Here is a 21,596-nt window from a genome sequence, read left to right as displayed (position 1 = left end):
ATCAGATGTCGAGGCCGGTGAGGACCAGGACCCGCTCGTACGTGTAGTCGTCCATCGCGTAGCGGACGCCCTCGCGGCCCACGCCGGACTGCTTGACGCCGCCGTACGGCATCTGGTCGGCGCGGTAGGACGGCGCGTCGCCGACGACCACGCCGCCGACCTCGAGCTCGCGGTGCGCGCGGAACGCGGTCTGGATGTTCCGGGTGAAGACGCCGGTCTGCAGACCGAACTTCGAGTCGTTCACCGCGGCGAAGGCCTCGTCGGTGTTCTCGACCCGCTGGAGGGTCAGGACCGGGCCGAAGACCTCCTCGGTGGCCAGCTTGACGCCGTCGGGCACGTTCGCGATCACGGTGGGCTCGTACGAGGCACCCTCGCGCTTGCCACCGGTGAGCAGCTTGGCTCCGGCGGACACGGCCTCGTCGACCCAGGACTCGACGCGCTGGGCGGCGGCCTCGGAGACGAGGGGGCCGACGTCGGTGGCGTCGTCGTTCGGGTCGCCGGTGACCTGGCCCTGGACCTTCGCGACGACCTTCTCGACGAGACGGTCGTAGACGGAGGCGTCGGCGATCACGCGCTGCACGGAGATGCAGGACTGGCCGGCCTGGTAGTTCGAGAAGGTCGCGATGCGGGTCGCGGCCCAGTCGAGGTCGGCCTCGGAGGACCAGTCGTCCAGGACCACGGCCGCGGCGTTGCCGCCGAGCTCCAGCGTGCAGTGCTTGTGGGGCACCGACTGCTGGATGGCGTAGCCGACGGTGTCGGAGCCGGTGAAGGAGATGACGGGCAGACGCTCGTCCTTGACCAGGGCGGGCATCTTGTCGTTCGCTACCGGCAGGACCGACCAGGAGCCGGCCGGGAGGTCGGTCTCGGCGAGCAGCTCGCCCAGGATCAGCCCGGAGAGCGGGGTGGCCGGGGCCGGCTTCAGGATGATCGGCGCGCCGACGGCGATGGCGGGGGCCACCTTGTGGGCGCACAGGTTCAGCGGGAAGTTGAACGGCGCGATGCCGAGGACCGGACCCTTGACGAAGCGGCGGGTCAGCGCGAGCCGGCCGACGCCGCCGGCGTCGGTGTCGAGGCGCTGGGCCTCTCCGCCGTTGAAGCGGCGGGCCTCTTCGGCGGCGAAGCGGAACACGGACACCGCACGGCCGACCTCACCGCGGGCCCACTTGATGGGCTTGCCGTTCTCGGCGGAGATCAGCTGGGCGATCTCCTCGGTGCGCTCGGCGAGCCGCTTGGACACGTGGTCCAGGGCGGCGGCCCGTACGTGGGCGGGGGTCGCGGAGAATTCCGCCGTCACGGCGTACGCCGCGGCCACGGCCTCTTCGACCTGCTCGTCGGTGGGCACGCTGACGGTGCCGACCAGCCGGCCGTCCCACGGGGAGTGGACGTCGAAGCTGTCCTCGCCGGTGGCCTGGCGGCCGGCGAGCCAGAAGGCGTGGGTGGAAGTCATGCGAATCCCGGCCCTTCGGATGGGTGCGGTGGGCTTGTCCCCTCCACCGTAGGACTCCGCCGGCGTTTCGGCGTTTGTCCCAGATGGAGCGGCGGGTCGTCGGGCTTCGCCGCTTTGTCACTGTCGCCCGACCGGGAGCGGCCACCCCGGCCGGCCGGAAGGGCGGTCGGGCAGCCCCGGGGGCCGGAAGGGCGGTCGGGCAGCCCCGGGGGGCGGGGGCCGGGGGCCGGGGGCCGGGCGGTCGGTTACGACGGGGCCGAGGTGGCCTTGAGGGCGAGCCAGAGCTCCATGCGGACGTCCGGGTCCTCCAGGGAGCGCCCGAGGATCTCCTCGACCCGCTTCATCCGGTAGCGCAGGGTGTGCCGGTGCACGCCGAGGTCGGCGGCGGCCGCGTCCCACTGGCCGTGGCGCGAGAGCCACGCCTGCAGCGAGGCCACCAGGTCGCCGCGGCCGGTCGCGTCGTGCTCCCGCAGCGCGCGCAGGGTGCCGTCCGCGAAGGCCCGTACCGCGTCGTCGGCCAGCAGCGGCAGGACCGAGCCCGCCGCCATGTCCTCGTGCTCCACCATCGGCCGCCCGCGCCGGCGGGCCACGGCGAGCGCCTGGTCGGCCTGCTTGAGGGCCGCCGCCACGCCTTCCGGGCCGGCCGGGGCGGACAGGCCGACGACCAGTTCGTCCGGCTCGGGGCCGGCCGCGTCCAGGCCGCGCCGGGACTCCAGCGCCTCCGCGTGGTCCACGCACGCCTGTACGGCCGGGCCCGCGTCGGAGGCCAGCACCATCAGCCGCCCCGGTTCCGGGACCACCAGCAGCGCCTCGCCCGTGCGGGCGGCCGCCGACTCCACGGCGTCGGCGAGCAGCGCCAGGCCCTCCGGCTGCGCGGTGCCGGGCAGCGCCGGCTCGGCCACGATCAGCCGGAACGGCGCCTCCAGCAGGTTCCCGTACAGGTCCCCGGCCACCGACCGCGCGTGCTCCGCCTCGCCCGCCAGCAGCATCCGCAGCACCGCCGCCCCCAGCCGGGACTCGGCGTCGTGCAGTGAGCGCGACCGCTCGGTGGTGAGGGTCAGCAGGGCGACCGCGGAGTGGACGGCGTACCGCTCGGCCGTGCCCAGCGGGGCCCCGGTGCCGACGGCGAGCGCGCCGCGCGCCCGCCGGCCCGTGCCGAGGGACTGGAGTTCGACGCGGTCCTCCGAGCCGCCGACCACGGCGCTGGCGGGCGCCGGCCGCTCCCGCAGCCGCTCCACGTCGGGGGTCAGCCGGGCGGCGCGCCGCGCGGCCCAGTCGGGGGCGGCCGCGACGACGGCGCCCGCGGTGTCGTACAGCGCCGCCCAGCCGTGCACGTGCGCGGCCAGCTTCGTCAGCAGTTCGGCGGGCCCGTCGGCGGAGAGGGCGGCGCGGGTCAGCTCCCGCTGCGCCTCGAAACCGGCGGTCACGGCCCGGTACTGGTCCGCCGCGAGGGCCGCGGAGACGGCCTTGCTGATCGCCAGGAAGGGGGTCCGGCGCGGCACCTCCAGCAGCGGCATGTCCTCGGTGCGGGCCGCCTCGACCAGTGCCTCGGGGATCTCCTCGTAGTTCACGCCGATCGCGAAGCCGATGCCGACGACCCCGGCCGCGGCGAGGCGGCGTACGTAGCGGCGCATCTCCTCCGGGTCCTCGGCGTCCAGCTTCATCGCGGTGATCAGGAGCAGCTCGCCGCCCTCCATGTACGGGACGGGGTCGGCGAGCTCGCTGACGTGGGCCCAGCGCACGGGGGTGTCCAGGCGGCCCTCCCCCGCCCGGACGCCGAGCTTGAGCGCCGAGTGCTGGACGAGTGAGGCGAGGGTGAGCGGCATCGGTTACCAGGGGCCTTAGCGGGAGGGGGCGGCGGGCGCGGGGCGCTGGGGGCGGAGAGACGGAAGAAGAGGAGCGGACGAGCAGAGCAGAGCAGCAGAGGACCGGAGCAGCCGGAGGCGCTTTTCGCCTTAACGTATGAACGGCTCCTCTTGATTCTGCCACCCCGTACGGGTCGGGGCGCGGGTCAGGCCGCCGGGCCGGACCCGCCCTCAGCCAGTCGGACCAGCAGCGGAGCCGCCCGCTCCCCGCGGACCGAGGTCAGCGACAGGACCGCGTGCCCGGGCGGCACGGCGTGCGCCAGGTCCGAGGCGGACCATCGCTCCCGCTCCACCTGCCGCACGGTCACCGCGTCGGTGGTGACCGCCTTGCCGGTGACGAGCTTGCGAAAGGCGTGCATGGCCCGGGTCAGCGGCTGGTCGGCGAAGACGGTGCGGTGGGTGACGTCGCGGGTCTCCACCCACTCGGTGCCCCAGGCCTCGGCGAACCGCTTGCCGTCCCAGGTGGTGACCCCGGAGAAGGCCATGCGGCAGCCGACCGCCCCGAGCAGCGGCGTCCGCAGCGCCTCGGGTACGTCGTCCAGCGTGCGCAGCGTGAGCAGTACGCCGGCGTGCGCCGAGCGCAGCCGCTGGACGCCCCGCACGGTCTCCGCGGTCAGGGTCTGCGAGGCGTCGTCGAGGGCGAGGAAGGCGAAGAGGGAGCGGTCGGTGCGGGCGGCGGCCGCGGCGTTGAACTGGGCGAGCAGCAGCCGGGCCAGGATCCGGGAGGCGTCGGCGTGCCCGCGTTCGGGCAGGTCGACACGGACGCGCAGCGGGTGTTCCAGGGCGCGCAGCGAGAACGGCTGCCCCTGCCCGCTGGTGTCGAAGAACCCGGCGAAGGCGGGCCGGTCCAGCAGGGCCACCCGGTCGGCGAGGGCCGGTCCCGGGTCGCCGTGGGCCCCGTGCTGGCGGGTCCGGGCGTCGAGCTCGCGCAGCATCGTGTGCTGCCCGCCGAGTTCGCGGCGCAGTGCGTCGAAGGCGGCGGGCACCTGGTCGAGCAGTTCGCGCAGCTCGGGCACGGCCGGGAAGCGGCCGTACGCCGCCCGGAACGGGCCGAGGAGCTGGGCGAGGGCGGTCGCGGCCCGGCGCACGTCGATCCCGGGGACGTCCCCGACGAAGGCGTCGGCGAGCAGCGTGGCGGCCTCGTCGGGGTCGGTGGCGCCCCCGTAGAGGTCGAGGTCGTAGACGGAGGCGGGGTCGCCGATGCGGACCACGACGTCGTAGCCGGTGTCCGGCCCGAGCGGGGCCCCGGCCGCGCCGACCGCGACGACGGCGGCCTGGCCGGCGAGCGCCTGCAGCATGAGGGACTCGACGACGGGCCGCACCAGGCGCCGGGTCTTGCCGCTGCCGGAGGGGCCGACGGCGAGGAGGGAGGTGCCGAGCACGTCGGGGTCGAGGGCGAATCCGGTGCCGCGGCGGGCGTAGGGGTTGCGCGCGCCGTCCTCGACGGTGCCGAGCAGCACCTGCCGGGCCAGCAGATCGTGCCGGGCGGCCCGCACGGGCAGGTCCCGTGCCCCGGACGGGTGCACGCAGGCCCCGGCGCCCTTGTCGCGCACGGCCTCGGCGAAGGCCCGCATCCGGGAGGGGTCGACGCGCACGGAATCCCAGGCCCGCCGGATGCGCGCGTAGTCCACGTCGTTCATCCGCCCGGCCCCGGCCTCCCCCTCCAACCGATCAGCAACCTCCCCCAGCCCGACATCCCGCAACTGCGGCCACCGCGCGAGGTCCTCGGCCGGTTCCTCGGTCGCGGCCGCCCCGGTGCGGTCCGGGGCCGCTGCGGCCGTCGAAGGGGCCGGCCGGAGGCGGCGCAACAGCCGGAGCGCGCCGCCGAGCCAGACGAAGAAGAGGACGACGGCCACGTCGATCGTGGTCTTCGCCGTGTTGTCGAGCGCGAGGTTGGCCGCCGGGTCGGAGGTGTACGGCAGGAAGGCGAAGACCAGCTGGCGGATCGGCAGCTGGTGGTTGTCCACGAGCAGGAGGGTGACGTAGGCGAGGGGTACGACCGCGAGGGCTTGGACCCAGGGGCCGCGCGCGACGACCAGGCGGCGCCAGGCGGTGTGCCAGCTCCCGAGTCGGCCGAAGCCGTAGAGGAGCGCCGAGACGAAGAGCAGCTCGTAGATCGGCTTGGCCCGCATCCCGCCGGTCCCCATGACGGGCTCGCCGTTCGCGGAGTACCAGCTGTCGGGGGTGAAGAGGTTCAGCGGAGCGTCCCAGAACGGGATGTACGTGTTGCGCATGAGGGACCAGACGAGGACGCAGGCCAGGAAGGAAATGACGGCGCCACTGGCAAGGGCCCGGTCAGGGGTCTGCGCGGCCTCCACAGCCGCGCGCGGGGTGTGGCCGTACCTCCAGACGCCCGGTTCGGCGGCCGGGCGGGCGGTGCGCAGCCAGTCGGCGAGGGTCGGTCCTCGGCCGGGGGCGTGGCTGGGCTTCGGAGGGTGCGTGGGCGGGCCGGCAGGTCTCGGTACGTGACCTGCACGGGTCGCCCGTTCCTCGTACGCACCGTCGGTGTCCATGAACCCCTGCCCCCTGCCCGTGCCATGCGCTGCGGCGCTCAATCTAGTGCCCGAGGGGGGCGTGGGACCCGCACCCCGCAATGATCCACAAGATGCGCTGCGCACGCTTCTATGGCCGTAGCGGACAAGGACACGCGGAGATCACTACCGAACGGAGCATGCAGGACCCCCTTCGCCGGGCCTAGCCTGCGGACAAAGACACAAGTGCGTCCGAAAACACCCCCCAGGAGCCCTCCATGACCGCTGTCCCGCAGGAGCGCAAGATCGTCACCGCGATCCCCGGCCCCAAGTCGCAGGAGCTGCAGGCCCGACGCCTCCAGACGGTGGCCGGCGGCGTGGGCTCCGTCCTGCCCGTCTTCACGGCCCGCGCGGGCGGCGGCATCATCGAGGACGTCGACGGCAACCGCCTGATCGACTTCGGCTCCGGCATCGCCGTGACCTCGGTCGGCGCCTCCGCCGAGGCCGTCGTGCGCCGCGCCTCCGCGCAGCTCGCCGACTTCACCCACACCTGTTTCATGGTCACCCCGTACGAGGGCTACGTCGAGGTCTGCGAGGCCCTCGCCGAGCTGACCCCCGGCGACCACGCGAAGAAGTCGGCCCTGTTCAACTCCGGCGCCGAGGCCGTCGAGAACGCCGTCAAGATCGCCCGCTCGTACACCAAGCGCCAGGCCGTCGTCGTCTTCGACCACGGCTACCACGGCCGCACCAACCTGACGATGGCGCTGACGGCGAAGAACATGCCGTACAAGCAGGGCTTCGGTCCGTTCGCCCCCGAGGTCTACCGCGTCCCGGTGGCCTACGGCTACCGCTGGCCCACCGGCGCCGAGAACTGCGGCCCCGAGGCCGCCGCCCAGGCGATCGACCAGATCAGCAAGCAGATCGGCGCCGAGAACGTCGCCGCGATCATCATCGAGCCGGTCCTCGGCGAGGGCGGCTTCATCGAGCCGGCCAAGGGCTTCCTGCCCGCGATCGTGAAGTTCGCCAACGAGAACGGCATCGTCTTCGTCGCCGACGAGATCCAGTCCGGCTTCTGCCGCACCGGCCAGTGGTTCGCGTGCGAGGACGAGGGCATCGTCCCGGACCTGATCACCACCGCCAAGGGCATCGCGGGCGGTCTGCCGCTCGCCGCCGTGACCGGCCGCGCCGAGATCATGGACTCCGCCCACGCGGGCGGCCTGGGCGGCACCTACGGCGGCAACCCGGTGGCGTGCGCCGGTGCGCTCGGCTCCATCGAGACCATGAAGAAGCTCGACCTCAACGCCAAGGCGAAGAAGATCGAGTCCCTCATGAAGGCCCGCCTGACGGCCATGCAGGAGAAGTACGACATCATCGGCGACATCCGCGGCCGCGGCGCCATGATCGCGATCGAGCTGGTCAAGGACCCGGTCTCCAAGACCCCGTTCCCGGAGGCGGCCGGCGCGCTCGCCAAGGCCTGCCACGCGGAGGGCCTGCTCGTCCTCACCTGCGGCACCTACGGCAACGTGCTCCGCTTCCTCCCGCCGATCGTCATCGGCGAGGACCTGCTGAACGAGGGCCTGGACCTCATCGAGGCCGCGTTCGCCGCCATCGGCACGGACGTCTGAGCGGACGGCTAGAACGTCCGAACGCAGCGGCCCCTCCCTACCGGCGGTAACGGGCGGGCGCTGTGAAGAAGCTGTGGGGGGCCGATGGCGGGAACGCGATCCCGTTGTCGGTCCCCCTTTCGCTGCCGTACGGTTTCTGCAGATGAGTGAGACACCCCGCTCACGGGAAACCGAGGGCGACACCAGTACCGGGCTTCCCCAGCACCGTATTGGACATGCGTTCGCGCACACTCCTCGCCGATCGGACGGCCGTTCGCCCCAAACCCCCCGGGGCGTGCGGCAACCCGGTCCGGCCGGCCGTCCCGGAACCACCCCCCCTGTTCCGGGACGGCCGGCCATTCCTCTCCTGACGGCCGCGGTCTGCGGCCTCCTCTTCTCCCTGATCACCTGGCAGGTGCTGGTCTCCGGCCCGCTGCTGACGCCGGACCACGAGCTGAGCCGCGCCCTGGTGCGCACGGTCCCGGACTCCGTCACCGAACGCCTCTCGGACCTCGGCAACATCCCGGTCGCCGTGCCCGTCCTCGCAGTCGCCATGGCCTACGCCGCCCGGCGCGGCCGGCGCCTCGCCGCCGGGGCCGCGGGCCTGGCCATGGCCCTGGTGCCGGCCCTGGTCATCCCGTTCAAGGAGTGGACCGCCCGGCCGGGCCCCCTGGAACCCTGGGCCGCCGGCTACTTCCCGTCGGGCCACACGGCCACCGCGGCCGTCGCCTACATCGGCGCCGCCCTGCTGGTCCGCCCGTACACCCGCCGCCCCTGGCCGACGGCCGTCGCCCTCGCCCTCACCGGTGCCACGGCCGCCGGCCTGATCCTGCGCGGCTGGCACTGGCCCCTGGACGTGGCGGCCAGCCTCCTGATGTGCACACCCCTACTGCTCGGCGTGGCCCGGGTGGTGACGTACCGTCGTTCCGGTCGTCAACCGAGGGGGATCCGGTGGGGGAAGAGCAGTCGAAGCCGCGGAAGTACGCGCTCACGGTCGGGGGCCGCCCGCACGAGGTGACCCTGTCGGGCGGCAGGATCCTGCTCCCCGTGCACGGCCGCAAGATCCATCACGATCCGGCCTGCGGCCACCTGACGGATTCCGCCGAGCTGAAGACCTTCCCCGATGATCCCGAGGGCCTGCTCTGGTGGCGGCTGCTCGACGCGGTCGACCCCGCCGCCTTCGCGCGCGGGGTCGGTCTGGTCAACTCCCAGAACCAGCCGCTCGACGGCCTCTGCTCCTGCGTCCTGCGCCCGGTGAGCGCCGCCCGGGCGGCCCTGCTGCCCTACTGCCCCGTCGAGTGGGCGGCCGAGGTGTTCGACGCCGAGCGCCACCGCGCCGCCGCCGAGGCCGCGGAGCGGGAGGCCGAACTCATCCGCGGCCGGTTCCCGTTCGCCGACTGGGAGCAGCTGCCCCTGGAGCGCTACGCCCTCGGGCAGGGCACCGGGAGCGACGCGTACTCGTACGTGATCGAGTACGGCAGCGCCCGGCTCGGCAGCATCACCGGCGGCTCGGCCATGAAGCACCTCGTCTACCGCCGTACCGACGGCTCCTGGTGGCACGACTCCCGCTACAAGGACGCCGCCGAGGCCTGGACGGCCGTGCGGGCCGGCATCGTCGAGGCCGTCCGCGCCGCCCGCGACGGCCGCGTCGGCGACATCGACTCCATGGCCGCCGTCCGGGCCGGCAACACCGTCGTCGCCAAGACCCTGCACGTCTACGCGAACGGGTCCGTGCTGCCCCTCTACGCGGACAACCTCGCCCGCCACTTCGTGGCGTTGCTGGCCGACGGGGTACCGCAGATGCGCCCCTTCGAGCGGAAGGCCCACCTCAAGGAGCTGTTCGAGCGCACCGGCGTCCCCTCCGGCTGGTCGCCGGATCTCGCCGCCCGCTTCCTCCTGTGGTGGGCGCCGCCGCTGAGCGCGCCCCGGACCGTACGGATCGACACGGCGGAGCAGTGGCCGCAGTGGCCGGACTGGCTGGCGCACGGCCACCTCGCCGTCGCGAGGGACGGGGACGACGTGGGCGACCTGCACCGGTTCGCCGACCGTGACGAGTTCACCGAGGCCTGCGCCGGCCGCCCCGGTCTGACGGACCTGTGGGAGGTGCTCGTCCTGCGCCCCGGCGACCGCGTCGTGGCGACCTCCGGGAACGCCCGGGTCCTCGCTGTCGGCCGGGTCACCGACGACGGGTACCACTGGGACCCCGACGGCAGCGAGCCCCGCCACACCGTCTCGGTGCAGTGGGACGAGACGTACGCGACGGTCCTGGAACCGCCCGTGGCCTGGCGGCCGGGGTTCCTGGCGGAGGTCAAGCCGGCCGTGTGGGAGAGGATCGCGAAGGCCCGCTCGAAGAGCCTGGCCGCCGCCGGCCAGGAGGAGGCCGCCGAGGCGGTGGCGGACGGCAGCCCGCTCGACCCCGTGCTCCAGCGCATCGGGGACGCCCTCGACCGGCGCGGGCAGGCGGTCCTCTACGGGCCGCCCGGTACCGGCAAGACGTACGAGGCCCTGCGCTACGCCGTCCGCCGCATCGGCGAGCTCGCGGACGACCTCCCCGGGGTCCGGCCGTACGCCGAACCCGGCGAGGAGGCCTTCCGGGCGACCCACCGGGCGCTCGTCGAGGCGGACCGGCTCACCATGGTCACCTTCCACCCCGGCTACGGCTACGAGGACTTCATCGAGGGCCTGCGCCCCGTGAAGGGGGAGGCGGGCCTCTCGCTGGAGGTGCGGGACGGCGTGTTCAAGCGGGTGTGCGCGCGGGCCGAGCAGGATCCCGGCCACACCTACCTGGTCCTCGTCGACGAGCTCAACCGCGGCAACCTGCCCAAGATCTTCGGTGAGCTGATCACCCTGCTGGAGAAGGACAAGCGGGGGTACACCGTCACGCTCCCGCTCAGCGGCGATCACTTCTCCGTACCGCCCAACGTCCAGCTGCTGGGGACGATGAACACGGCCGACCGTTCGATCCGGATGCTCGACTCGGCGATCCGCCGCCGTTTCGCCTTCCTGGAGCTGCTGCCGAACACGGAACCGTTGACCGACGCCGTGGTGGGACAGCTCGACCTGAAGGTCTTCCTCACCGAGCTCAACGCCCGCATCCGCGCCGGCCTCGACCGCGAGAAGCAGATCGGCCAGGCCTTCCTGCTGCCCGGCGGGGAGCCGATCAGCACCCCCGAGGAGCTGGCGGCCGTGATCCGCGACGAGATCCTGCCGCTGCTCCAGGAGTACGCCTACGACGACTACGGCCTGCTGGCGGGCTTCCTCGGCACTGCCGTGATCGATCCCGTGGCGCACACGCCCCGGGAGCTCGACGACGAGAAGCTCGTGTCCGCCCTGTACGAGGAACTTCAGGTCAAGGCCCATGCGACTCAGCCTGAATGAGTACGGCTCCCGGCTGTTCCCCGAGGCCCGCCTCACTGCGGCGGACCGGCTGCTGCTCGCGGACGGCGCACTCGACGGGACGCTGCGCGTCCGGGAGCCCGCCGGGGGCGGGATCGAGGTGGAGGCCACCTCCCACGTCGGGGTGGTGCGGCTGGAGGCGTGCGAGATCCGGGTCCTGCCCAAGTACCTCGGGAGCGGCCTCGACGTCCTGCGGATGCTGGACTACGCCAGGGGCGGGACCGGGCACCTGCTGCCGTCCGACCAGGACCTGACGGCGGGCGACCCGGACCTGCGCGACCTCGTGGCGCTCATGGTCACCGAGCACGGTGAGGGGCTGCTGCGCCGGGGCGTCCGGCGGGACTACCTCACCCGGGAGGACGACCTGCCCGCCGTACGCGGCCGGATGCTGGCGGACCGCCAGCTCCTGCGCCACCACGGCCGCCTCGACCGCCTCGCCTGCCGCTTCGACGAGCACGACGCGGACATCCCCGACAACCGGCTGTGCTCGGCCGCCCTGGAGCGGGCCGCCCGCACCGCCCGGCTCCCGCGGGTACGGGCCCGCGCGCGCCGGGCCGCCGCGCAGTTCGCGCCGCTGGCGCCGACGCCGCTCGGGGACCTGCGGACGCTCGTCGCCGGACTGGAGTACCACCGGCACAACGCCCACTACCGGGCCGCCCACCAGTGGGCCGAGCTGCTGCTCTCCGGGGGCGGCGTCGAAGGGCTCTTCGCCTCGGGGCCGTTGTCGTCCCGGGCGTTCCTCGTGGACATGAACAGCCTCTTCGAGGAGTTCGTGACCCGGCTGCTCACCGAGGGCGCCGCGGCCGGCGGGTCCGGCGTGCGCGTCGACGCGCAGTCCCGGCACCGGCACGTGCTCTTCGACGAGAGGACCCGCACCCCCTACAGCGAGGTGCGGCCCGACGTCCTGGTCCTCGGTGAGCGGGACGGGAAACCCTTCCGGCTGCCGGTCGACGCGAAGTACAAGCTCTACGACGGCAAGAAGCTGTCGACCGGCGACCTGTACCAGGCGTTCCTCTACGCGCACGCGATCGGGAGCCCCGCCGCGTGCGTCCTGGTCCACCCCGGCGGGCCGGGGGCCGCCGGGGCCCGGGTCGCCGTACGCGACTGGGACGGCGCCACCTCGGCACGGGTGCGGGCCGTGTCCCTGGACCTGCGCGACGCCCTCGCGGTGCTGGGCGGGCCGGAGCCGTCGGCGGCTCCGGCCCGGTTGTGGCGGGACGTGCTGGGTCAGCCGCCGAAGTAGGCGTCGAAGTTACGGCTGAACTCCCAGCCGCCGAAGCGGTCCCAGTTGATCGACCAGGTCATCAGGCCGCGCAGGGCGGGCCAGGTGCCGTGGGTCTGGTAGCTCCCGCAGTCCGTCTTCCTCGTCAGGCAGTTCAGGGCCTTGTTCACCTCGGCGGGCGGGGTGTGGCCGTTGCCGGCGTTCGTCGTGGCCGGGAGGCCGATCGCGACCTGGTCCGGGCGCAGGGCCGGGAAGACGCGGGCGGTGTTGCCGGCGACCGGGAAGCCGGTGAGCAGCATGTCGGTCATGGCGATGTGGAAGTCCGCGCCGCCCATGGAGTGGTACTGGTTGTCGAGGCCCATGACCGGGCCCGAGTTGTAGTCCTGGACGTGGAGCAGGGTGAGGTCGTCGCGCAGGGCGTGGATGACCGGGAGGTACGCGCCGGCGCGCGGGTCCTGGCCGCCCCAGGGGCCGGAGCCGTAGTACTGGTAGCCCAGCTGGACGAAGAAGGTCTCCGGGGCCATGGTCAGGACGAAGCCCGGGCCGTACTTGGCCTTCAGGGTCTTCACGGCCGAGATCAGGTTCACGACCACCGGCGTGGTGGGGGCCCGGAAGTCGGTGTCCCCGGTGGCGAGGGAGAGGGAGTGGCCCTCGAAGTCGATGTCGAGGCCGTCGAGGCCGTACTCGTCGATGATCTTGCTGACGGAGGAGACGAAGGTGTCGCGGGCGGCGGTGGTCGCCAGCTGCACCTGGCCGTTCTGGCCGCCGATGGAGATGAGCACCTTCTTGCCGGCGGCCTGCTTGGCCTTGATCGCGGCCTTGAACTCGGCGGGGGATTCGACGTTCGGGCACTCTGCGACCGGGCACAGCCGGAAGCGGATGTCGCCGGAGGTCACCGAAGTCGGTTCGCCGAAGGCGAGGTTGACGACGTCCCAGGAGTCGGGCACGTCGGCCATCCGGACGTAGCCAGAGCCGTTGGCGAAGCTCGCGTGCAGGTAGCCGACCAGCGCGTGCGCGGGCAGCCCTCCCCCGCCGCCACCGCCGCCGCCCGTCGTGGTCGCGGAGGCGGGGGCGCTCTGCGGGGACTCGCCCGCCGCGTTCACCGCGCTGACCCGGAAGGTGTACGTCGTGGACGCGGCGAGGCCGGTCACGGCGGCCGGGGCGGAGGTGACGGAAAGGGGCGCGGCGCCGTCCCGGTGGACGGTGTACGAGGTGGCTCCGGGCACCGCCGTCCAGTTCAGGGAGACCGAGCTCGACGAGGTGGCGGTGGCCGTCAGGCCGGTGGGGGCGGCCGGGGGCTGGGGCTGGCCGGGTCCGCCGGGGTCGGGGCCGATCAGGGTGAGGTCGTCGGTGAGGTGGGCGGGCTGGCCGTACCAGCCGTGGGTGTAGACGGTCACCGAGGTCGTCGACGGACCGGTGCGGAAGGTGGTGGTGAGCTGCTTCCACGCGCCCGGGGTCTGCGTCCAGGCCGACACGTCGGTGGTGCCGGTGCCGCTCGCGCCGAGGTAGACGTACGCGCCCTGCACCCAGGCGGCCAGCGTGTACGAGGAGTCGGGCTTGACGGTGACGCTCTGGGAGCAGCGGGCGTTGTCCTGTCCGGCCGGGGTGGCCCTGAGTGCGGAACCTCCGCTGTGGACGGGTGTGGTGACGACGGCTCCGCTGCCCGCCGAGCAGCTCCAGCCGCCGAGGCCGGCCTCGAAGCCGCCGTTGCGTACGAGATCGGCGTCGGCCGCCGCGGCGGGCGGTCCCGCGGCGAGGAATCCGGCGGCCGCCAGGGCGGCGGCCGTGAGAATGGACCAGGTTCTGCGCACAACTGCCTCCGGGGCATGGGGGGATGGAGCCAGGCTGCGGAAAGGGGAACAGCGGCGCCCAAGATGGTCCAGACCAATGCCCTTGTCAAGACGTCCGTCCCTCCTCCTCCCACACCCGGAGCCGCAGTACGTCGAGGGTCACCTGGCCCAGGTCCCCGGGCAGGATGAGCACGTCCCACAGCCGGCCGGCGGGCAGCAGGACGACCCCGAGTGGGGCTGCGCTCCCATTCCCACCGGCAGGCATCGGGGTCCGGCGCCACCGATACCAGCCATTCCACTGCCGTCTTGGCCCCCGGGAACGTCATCGCCCGGCCCCGTTCGTCTCGTGCGCGGTGAAGGGTTCTCACCGGGAGAGAGCGGGGCCGGGCGGGGTGACCGGCGGTGTGCGCCGGGGGCGCGTGCCCAGCAGCCGAAGTTCAGCTGTCGAAGCCGAGGCCGAAGCGGTCGAGCGTCCGGAGCCAGAGGTTGCGGTGCCCGCCGCGGCGGTCGGCGCGGGCCAGCGACCACTTCGTGAGGGTGATGCCGGTCCAGGCGAAGGGCTCGGGCGGGAACGGCATCGGCTTGGACTTCACCATCTCCAGCCGCGTGCGCTCGGTGGAGAGACCGTCCAGCAGGTCGAGCATCACCTCCGCGCCGAAGCGGGTGGCACCCACGCCGAGCCCGGTGTAGCCGGCCGCGTAGGCCACCTTCCCGGAGTGCGCCGTGCCGAAGAAGGCCGAGAAGCGCGAGCAGGTGTCGATGGCGCCGCCCCAGGCGTGGCTGAACTTCAGCCCCTCCAGCTGCGGGAAGGCGGTGAAGAAGTGCTCCGCGAGCTTGAGGTACGTCTCGGGGCGGTGGTCGTACTCGGAGTCGAGCCTGCCCCGGTAGGGGTAGATCGCGTCGTAGCCGCCCCACAGGATCCGGTGGTCCTTGGTGATCCGGAAGTAGTGGAACTGGTTGGCGCTGTCGCCGAGCCCCTGCCGGTTCTTCCAGCCGATCGCGGCGAGCTGGGCCTCGTCCAGCGGCTCGCTCATCAGCGCGTAGTCGTAGACCGGAACCGTGAAGGGGCGGATCCGCTTGACCAGCGAGGGGAAGATGTTGGTGCCCAGGGAGACCCGGCGGGCGAGGATCGTGCCGTAGGGGGTCTGGACGGCCATCCCGGTCCCGACCGCCGACATCTTCAGGCCGCGGGTGTTCTCGTAGATCCGCACCCCGAGGCCGAGGCAGGCCTGCTTGAGGCCCCAGGCCAGCTTCGCCGGATTGAGCATGGCGACGCCGTCGCGGTCCCAGAGGCCCGCGAGGAAGGTCGGCGAGTCGACCTCGGCGCGCAGGGCGTCGGCGTCCAGCCATTCGGAGTTGCCGGCCAGGCCGAGGCGCTGCGCCTCCTCGTGGAGTTCGCGCAGCTCCTCCACCTGGTGGGGTTCGGTGGCGACGTCGATCTCGCCGGTCCGCTCGAAGTCGCAGTCGATGCCGTAGCGGGCGACGGCCTCCTCGATGGCGTCGAGGTTGCGGGCGCCCAGTTCCTCCAGCCTGGCCAGTTCGTCGGGCCAGCGGGCGATCCCGTTGCCGAGTCCGTGGGTGAGGGAGGCGGCGCAGAAACCGCCGTTGCGCCCGGAGGCGGCCCAGCCCGCCTCCTTGCTCTCGATGAGGACGACGTCCCGCTCGGGGTCGCGCTCCTTGGCGAGCAGCGCGGTCCACAGCCCGCTGTAGCCGCCGCCGATGACCAGCAGGTCGCAGCGCTCGTCCGCGGTCAGCGCCGGCTGCGGCGCGGGCTTGCCGGGGTCGTCCAGCCAGTACGAGACCGGCTTCGCTTCGGAAAGGGATTTCGCAACACTACGCATGGCGACTGGGGCCATGGCTTCCAACTCCCTACAGGGGTCTACTTCGGTTGTGCCTTCTTGCGGCGGTTGCCGGCCATCTGGCCGACGAGGACCACCAGCACCGCGATGACGAACATCGCCGTGCCGATGACGTTGATCTGCACGGGCGTACCGCGCTGGGCCGATCCCCACACGAACATGGGGAAGGTGACGGTGTTGCCCGAGTTGAAGTTGGTGATGATGAAGTCGTCGAACGACAGCGCGAAGGAGAGCAGCGCGCCGGCCGCGATGCCGGGGGCCGCGATCGGCAGGGTGACCCGTACGAAGGTCTGCACCGGGCCCGCGTAGAGGTCCCGGGCGGCCTCCTCCAGCCGCGGGTCCATGGACAGGACACGCGCCTTGACGGCGGCGACGACGAAGCTGAGGCAGAACATGATGTGGGCGATCAGGATCGTCCAGAAGCCCAGCTGGATGCCCATGTTGAGGAAGAGCGCGAGCAGCGAGGCCGCCATCACGATCTCGGGCATGGCCATGGGCAGGAAGATCAGCGAGTTGACCGCGCTGCGTCCCCGGAATCGGTAGCGGACCATCGCGAAGGCGATGGCAGTGCCCAGGGCGGTCGCGGCGAGGGTGGACCACAGGGCGATCTGGAGCGACAGCGAGAGCGAGCCGCACATGTCGGCGACGCCGCAGGGGTCAGTCCAGGCGTCGAGCGAGAACTCCTGCCAGGCGTAGTTGAACCGCCCGGTGGGGTTGTTGAAGGAGAAGACGGTGACGACGACGTTCGGCAGGATCATGTACGCGAGCGTGCCGAGGCCCGCGATGACGACCAGATTGCGGCGGAGCCACGTGAGGGGATTGCGCATCAGACCAGGTCCTCCGTCCCCGCTCGGCGGATGTAGATGGTGACCATGATCAGCACGATGGCCATGAGGATGAAGGACAGCGCGGCCGCCGTCGGGTAGTCGAGGATCCGCAGGTACTGCGACTGGATGACGTTGCCGATCATCCGGGTGTCCGTGGAGCCGAGCAGTTCGGCGTTGACGTAGTCGCCGCTCGCCGGGATGAAGGTGAGCAGGGTCCCGGAGACCACGCCCGGCATGGAGAGCGGGAAGGTCACCTTCCGGAAGACCGTGGCGGGGTGGGCGTACAGGTCCCCGGCCGCCTCGTGGAGGCGGGTGTCGATGCGCTCCAGCGAGGAGTACAGCGGCAGGATCATGAAGGGGAGGAAGTTGTACGTCAGACCGCAGACGACCGCCAGGGGCGTGGCCAGCACCCGGTCCCCCTCGGTCATGCCGAGCCAGCTGGTGACGTCGAGGAAGCCGATGTCGTTGAGGACGGCGACCACCGGGCCGCCGTCGGCCAGGATCGTCTTCCAGGCCAGCGTGCGGATCAGGAAGCTGGTGAAGAAGGGGGCGATGACCAGGACCAGCAGCAGGTTGCGCCAGCGGCCCGCCTTGAAGGCGATCAGGTAGGCCAGCGGGTACCCGAGCAGCAGGCACAGCGCGGTCGCGGTGCCGGCGTAGAGCAGGGAGCGCAGGAACTGCGGGTAGTACTCGGTGAAGGCGTCCCAGTAGGTCCCGAAGTGCCAGGTGACCTGGAAGCCCTCTTCGAGGGAGCCGGTCTGCACCGAGGTGGAGGCCTGGTAGACCATCGGCAGCACGAAGAAGACCAGCAGCCACACGATGCCCGGGAGCAGCAGCCAGTAGGGGATCAGCCGCTTGCGCACGGACGGCTTGTGCACCGGGGGTTCGGTGGCGGCGGGCACCTCGGGCGGCGCCGCTGTGGTGGTCATGCGCTCTCCTCGACGGTCTCGATGCCCGCGTCGATGTCCTGGGCTGCGTCGAGGCCGAAGGTGTGCTCCGGGTTCCAGTGCAGGATCACCTCGGCGCCCGGGACCAGGCGGGAGTCGCGCTCGATGTTCTGCGCGTACACCTCCAGCTCCGGGCAGACCTGGCTGTCGATGACGAACTGGGTGGAGACCCCGATGAAGGAGGAGTCGGCTATCTTGCCGGCGACCTTGTTGCGGCCGCCGGCGATGGTGTGCTCGTCCGCGGCCGGGACCAGGGAGATCTTCTCCGGGCGCACGCCGACCAGCAGCTTTCCGCCAGCGCGGGGCGTGGTGGAACATCGGGCGGCGGGCAGCCGGAGGGTGGTGCCGGAGGCCGAGACGACCACGTCGGACCCGGCGGACTCCACGTTCGCCTCGATGAGGTTCGAGGTGCCGAGGAAGTTGGCGACGAAGGTGGTGCCCGGGTTCTCGTACAGCTCGGCGGGGGCGCCCAGCTGCTCGACGCGGCCGCCGTTCATCACGGCGACCGTGTCGGCCATGGTCATGGCCTCCTCCTGGTCGTGCGTGACGTGCACGAAGGTGATGCCGACCTCGGTCTGGATCCGCTTGAGCTCCAGCTGCATCTGGCGGCGCAGCTTGAGGTCGAGGGCGCCGAGCGGCTCGTCGAGGAGCAGCACCTGCGGGTGGTTGATCAGCGCGCGGGCGACGGCGACGCGCTGCTGCTGGCCGCCGGAGAGCTGGTGCGGCTTGCGCTGGGCGAACTGACCGAGCTGGACGAGCTCCAGCATCTCGTCGACCTGCTTCTTGACCGACTTGATGCCGCGGCGGCGCAGTCCGAAGGCGATGTTCTCGTAGATGTTCAGGTGCGGGAACAGCGCGTAGCTCTGGAAGACCGTGTTGACCGGGCGCTTGTACGGCGGCAGGTCGGTGACCTCCCGGTCGCCGAGGTGGACCGTGCCGGTGGAGGGCTCCTCCAGGCCGGCGATCATGCGCAGGGTGGTGGTCTTCCCGCAGCCGGAGGCGCCGAGCAGGGCGAAGAAGGAGCCCTGGGGGATGGTGAGATCCAGCGGGTGCACGGCGGTGAAGGTGCCGTAGTGCTTGCTGATCCCGGAGAGGCGGACGTCGCCGCCCGCGGTCTTGTCAGTCATGGATGGGTCCCGGGGGTGGGTGGGCGGAGCGGGCAAGGGAGGGTTCGCGGCGGGGCGCGTACGGCTACGCGCCGATCAGCTTGGCGAACTTCTCTTCGTACGCGGTCTCTTCCTCGCTGGTGAGGGAGCGGAAGGCGCGGGCCTTGGCGGCCATCGCCTTGTCCGGGACGATCAGGGGGTTGTCCGCGAGTTCGGGATCGATCTTGGCCAGCTCGTCCTTGACGCCCTCGACCGGGCAGACGTAGCTGATGAAGGCGGCCAGCTGGGCGGCGACCGCGGGCTCGTAGTAGTAGTCGATGAGCTTCTCCGCGTTGGCCTTGTGCCGGGCCCGGGCGGGGACCAGGAGGTTGTCGCTGGAGGTGATGTAGCCGGGGGCGGGGATGGCGTACTTGATGTCCGGGTTGCCGGCCTGCAGCTGGATGACGTCACCGGCCCAGGCGAGACAGGCGGCGAGGTCTCCCTTGTCGAGGTCCGCCGTGTAGTCGTTGCCGGTGAAGCGGCGGATCTGCTTGGTGTCCACGCCCTTCTGGAGGCGGCCGATCGCCCCGTCGAAGTCCGCGGTGGTGAAGTTGGCGGGGTCCTTGCCCTGGTCGAGCAGGGTCATGCCGACGCTGTCGCGCATCTCGGTGAGGAAGCCGACGCGGCCCTTGAGGGTGGGGTCGTCGAGCAGCTGCGTGACGGAGTCGACCTTCTTGCCGCCCGTCGCCTTCTCGTTGTAGGCGATGACGGTGTCGATGCCGGTCCAGGGATAGCTGTACGCCCGTCCCGGGTCCCAGTCCGGGGTGCGGAACTGCGGGATCAGGTTGGCGTAGGCGTGCGGGAGGTGCGAGGGGTCCAGCCGCTGGGCCCAGCCGAGCCGGATGATGCGGGCGGCGAGCCAGTCGGTGACGACGATCAGGTCGCGGCCGGTGTCCTGGCCGGCCGCGAGCTGCGGTCTGATCTTGCCGAAGAACTCGACGTTGTCGTTGATGTCCTCGGTGTACTTGACGTTGATCCCGGTCCGTTTGGTGAACTCCTCCAGCGTGGGACGGGACTTCTCGTCCTCGCTGGTGTCCATGTACTCGGTCCAGTTGGAGAAGTTGATCTCCTTCTCCTGGGCCGAGTGGTCATCGGAGGCCACCGCCGCGTCGCCCGCGCGCTTGGCGGGCGGGATGCCGCACCCGGCGAGGGTGGACAGGCCGCCGAGGGTGAGCGCTCCGACTCCGGAGGCGCGCAGCAGTGAGCGGCGGGTGAGGGCGCCGCGCCCGCTGGTGAGGCTGCGCCGCATCGCGGCGAGTTGCGCCGCCGAGAGGCGGTCGGGCTCGAACTGCTCCATGCGCTGTGCCCTTTCGGGAGGTGTACCGCTGGTCGGGCGGTGGTTTCTTATCGGTCCCCGAAGATCGTGCGGTGCCAGTCCTTCGCGGCCACCGCGCTGTTGTCGTACATCACGTGCTTGACCTGCGTGTACTCCTCGAAGGAGTAGGCGGACATGTCCTTTCCGAAGCCGCTCGCCTTGTAGCCCCCGTGGGGCATCTCGCTGATGATCGGGATGTGGTCGTTGACCCAGACGCAGCCCGCCTGGATCTCACGGGTGGCGCGGTTCGCCCGGTAGAGGTCGCGGCTCCAGGCCGAGGCCGCGAGCCCGTACGGGGTGTCGTTGGCCAGCGCGATGCCCTCGTCGTCGGTGTCGAAGGGCAGGACCACGAGGACCGGGCCGAAGATCTCGGACTGGACCACCTCGCTGTCCTGGGCCGCGCCGGAGATGAGGGTGGGCCGGTAGTAGGCGCCGTCGGCCAGCTCGCCCGCCGGGATCTCGCCGCCGGTGACGACGGTGGCGTAGGCGCGGGCCCGCTCGACGAAGCCGGCGACCCGGTCGCGCTGGGCGTGCGAGACCAGCGGGCCGAGGTCGGTGGTGGGCGCGAACGGGTCGCCGAGGCGCACGGTCTCCATCAGCTCGGCCACCCGGGCGACGAAGGCGTCGTGGAGGGGGCGCTGCACGTAGGCGCGGGTGGCAGCGGTGCAGTCCTGGCCGGTGTTGATGAGGGAGGCGGCGACGGCGCCGTGTGCGGCGGCCTCCAGGTCCGCGTCGTCGAAGACGAGGAAGGGGGCCTTGCCGCCGAGCTCCAGGTGGAGCCGCTTGACGGTGGCGGTGGCGATCTCCGCGACCCGCTTGCCGACGGCGGTGGAGCCGGTGAAGGAGGTCATCACCACGTCGGGGTGGCCGACCAGGTGCTCGCCGGCCACGCGGCCGGCGCCGGTGACGATGTTGATCACGCCGTCGGGCAGGCCCGCCTCCTTGGCCGCCTGCGCGAACATCAGGGAGGTCAGCGGGGTGAGCTCGGCGGGCTTGAGGACGATCGTGTTGCCCGCGGCGATCGCCGGGAGGATCTTCCAGGCGGCCATCTGGAGCGGATAGTTCCAAGGCGCGATGGAGCCGACCACCCCGATGGCCTCACGACGTACGTAGGAGGTGTGGTCGCCCGAGTACTCGCCGGCGGCCTGCCCCTGGAGGTGGCGGGCGGCTCCCGCGAAGAAGGCGGTGTTGTCGATGGTCCCCGGCACGTCGAACTCCGTGGACAGCTTGATCGGCTTGCCGCACTGGAGGGACTCGGCGTACGCGAAGTCCTCCGCCTGCTCGGCCAGCACGGCGGCCAGCCGGTGCAGGGCGTCCGAACGCTCGCCGGGGGTGGCGCCGGACCATGCCGGGAAGGCACGCTTGGCAGCGGCGACCGCCTCGTCGACGTCCGCGGTACTCGCCAGTTCGTAGGTGAGGACCTCGTCGCCGCTCGCCGGATCGACCACCGTGTGTGACTGTCCGGAGGTGCCGGGCCTGAGCTGCCCGTCGATGTACTGCGCGCCGTCTGCGAAGCGGTCCTTGACCTGGAAGCGGTTGCCCATCACGCTCTCACGCTCTCCGTAGCTACAGTTCGAGCTACAGCTCGAATTGAGTGCCGATCCTGACAGAGGTGGTGCCCTCGGCCAAGTGATTCCGTTGTTTCCTTTTGATTACGCGACGGAATCGGTCGACCATGTGTCGAGGCACACCGAAAATCCCGTACGAA

14 protein-coding genes and 1 pseudogene are annotated in these 21,596 nt (G+C 72.0%); 4 read left to right on the top strand and 11 right to left on the bottom strand.

Features of this window, described 5'->3' with window-relative positions:
• Nucleotide 1 precedes the first annotated feature (1 nt).
• The 3 genes from IF88_RS0107845 to IF88_RS0107835 form a co-directional block, all read right to left on the bottom strand.
• Nucleotides 2–1,447 (bottom strand): aldehyde dehydrogenase family protein, encoded by a 1,446-nt coding sequence (locus IF88_RS0107845; RefSeq protein ID WP_030708643.1) that lies wholly within the window; start codon nt 1,445–1,447, stop codon nt 2–4.
• Nucleotides 1,448–1,692: 245 nt separating this feature from the next.
• The gene (locus IF88_RS0107840) at nt 1,693–3,273 is read right to left on the bottom strand and encodes a PucR family transcriptional regulator (protein WP_030708641.1); all 1,581 of its coding nucleotides are present in this window, start codon (nt 3,271–3,273) and stop codon (nt 1,693–1,695) included.
• Nucleotides 3,274–3,458: 185 nt separating this feature from the next.
• A complete protein-coding gene (locus IF88_RS0107835; protein ID WP_030708639.1) occupies nt 3,459–5,825 on the bottom strand; it encodes a hypothetical protein in 2,367 nt (788 codons plus the stop codon).
• Nucleotides 5,826–6,061: 236 nt separating this feature from the next.
• Between IF88_RS0107835 and gabT the strand changes: the two genes are divergently transcribed.
• From gabT to IF88_RS0107815, 4 genes are all read left to right on the top strand, one after another.
• A complete protein-coding gene (gene gabT / locus IF88_RS0107830; RefSeq protein ID WP_030708637.1) occupies nt 6,062–7,408 on the top strand; it encodes a 4-aminobutyrate--2-oxoglutarate transaminase in 1,347 nt (448 codons plus the stop codon).
• 142 nt (nt 7,409–7,550) lie between these two features.
• The gene (locus tag IF88_RS40120; protein WP_078892756.1) at nt 7,551–8,405 is read left to right on the top strand and encodes a phosphatase PAP2 family protein; all 855 of its coding nucleotides are present in this window, start codon (nt 7,551–7,553) and stop codon (nt 8,403–8,405) included.
• The gene (locus IF88_RS0107820; protein WP_030708633.1) at nt 8,339–10,765 is read left to right on the top strand and encodes an AAA family ATPase; all 2,427 of its coding nucleotides are present in this window, start codon (nt 8,339–8,341) and stop codon (nt 10,763–10,765) included. Before IF88_RS40120 ends, IF88_RS0107820 begins: the two co-directional genes overlap by 67 nt.
• Nucleotides 10,746–12,026, top strand: a complete 1,281-nt coding sequence (locus IF88_RS0107815; protein ID WP_030708631.1) for an McrC family protein — start codon at nt 10,746–10,748, stop codon at nt 12,024–12,026. The genes IF88_RS0107820 and IF88_RS0107815 overlap by 20 nt, the downstream gene beginning before the upstream one ends.
• Here IF88_RS0107815 and IF88_RS0107810 read toward each other — a convergent pair.
• From IF88_RS0107810 to IF88_RS0107775, 8 genes and pseudogenes are all read right to left on the bottom strand, one after another.
• Entirely contained in the window at nt 12,011–13,798 is a 1,788-nt protein-coding gene (locus IF88_RS0107810) for a chitinase (protein ID WP_420710920.1), read from the bottom strand. The genes IF88_RS0107815 and IF88_RS0107810 overlap by 16 nt on opposite strands.
• Before the next feature lie 142 nt (nt 13,799–13,940).
• Nucleotides 13,941–14,121: pseudogene (locus IF88_RS40115) on the bottom strand (hypothetical protein); the annotation flags it as partial.
• A gap of 111 nt (nt 14,122–14,232) precedes the next feature.
• A complete protein-coding gene (locus IF88_RS0107800) occupies nt 14,233–15,651 on the bottom strand; it encodes an NAD(P)/FAD-dependent oxidoreductase (protein ID WP_030708629.1) in 1,419 nt (472 codons plus the stop codon).
• A gap of 23 nt (nt 15,652–15,674) precedes the next feature.
• Nucleotides 15,675–16,481 carry an ABC transporter permease gene (locus IF88_RS0107795; RefSeq protein ID WP_030708628.1) on the bottom strand — a complete coding sequence of 269 codons (807 nt, stop codon included), beginning with the start codon at nt 16,479–16,481 and terminating at the stop codon, nt 15,675–15,677.
• Nucleotides 16,481–17,410: an ABC transporter permease gene (locus tag IF88_RS0107790; protein ID WP_030708626.1), complete on the bottom strand. Its 930-nt coding sequence runs from the start codon at nt 17,408–17,410 to the stop codon at nt 16,481–16,483. The genes IF88_RS0107795 and IF88_RS0107790 overlap by 1 nt, the downstream gene beginning before the upstream one ends.
• Nucleotides 17,407–18,555 carry an ABC transporter ATP-binding protein gene (locus IF88_RS0107785; protein WP_030708624.1) on the bottom strand — a complete coding sequence of 383 codons (1,149 nt, stop codon included), beginning with the start codon at nt 18,553–18,555 and terminating at the stop codon, nt 17,407–17,409. The genes IF88_RS0107790 and IF88_RS0107785 overlap by 4 nt, the downstream gene beginning before the upstream one ends.
• A gap of 64 nt (nt 18,556–18,619) precedes the next feature.
• Nucleotides 18,620–19,870 carry a polyamine ABC transporter substrate-binding protein gene (locus IF88_RS0107780; RefSeq protein WP_030708622.1) on the bottom strand — a complete coding sequence of 417 codons (1,251 nt, stop codon included), beginning with the start codon at nt 19,868–19,870 and terminating at the stop codon, nt 18,620–18,622.
• 47 nt (nt 19,871–19,917) lie between these two features.
• On the bottom strand, nt 19,918–21,432 hold the full coding sequence (locus IF88_RS0107775; RefSeq protein WP_030708620.1) for a gamma-aminobutyraldehyde dehydrogenase: 1,515 nt from the start codon (nt 21,430–21,432) through the stop codon (nt 19,918–19,920).
• Nucleotides 21,433–21,596 lie beyond the last annotated feature (164 nt).

Origin of the sequence: Streptomyces sp. NRRL F-2580 (genome assembly GCF_000720115.1) — a bacterium.
GTDB lineage: Bacteria > Actinomycetota > Actinomycetes > Streptomycetales > Streptomycetaceae > Streptomyces.
Note: the sequence above shows the minus strand (reverse complement) of the source record. Positions and strands in the feature narration are given on the sequence as shown.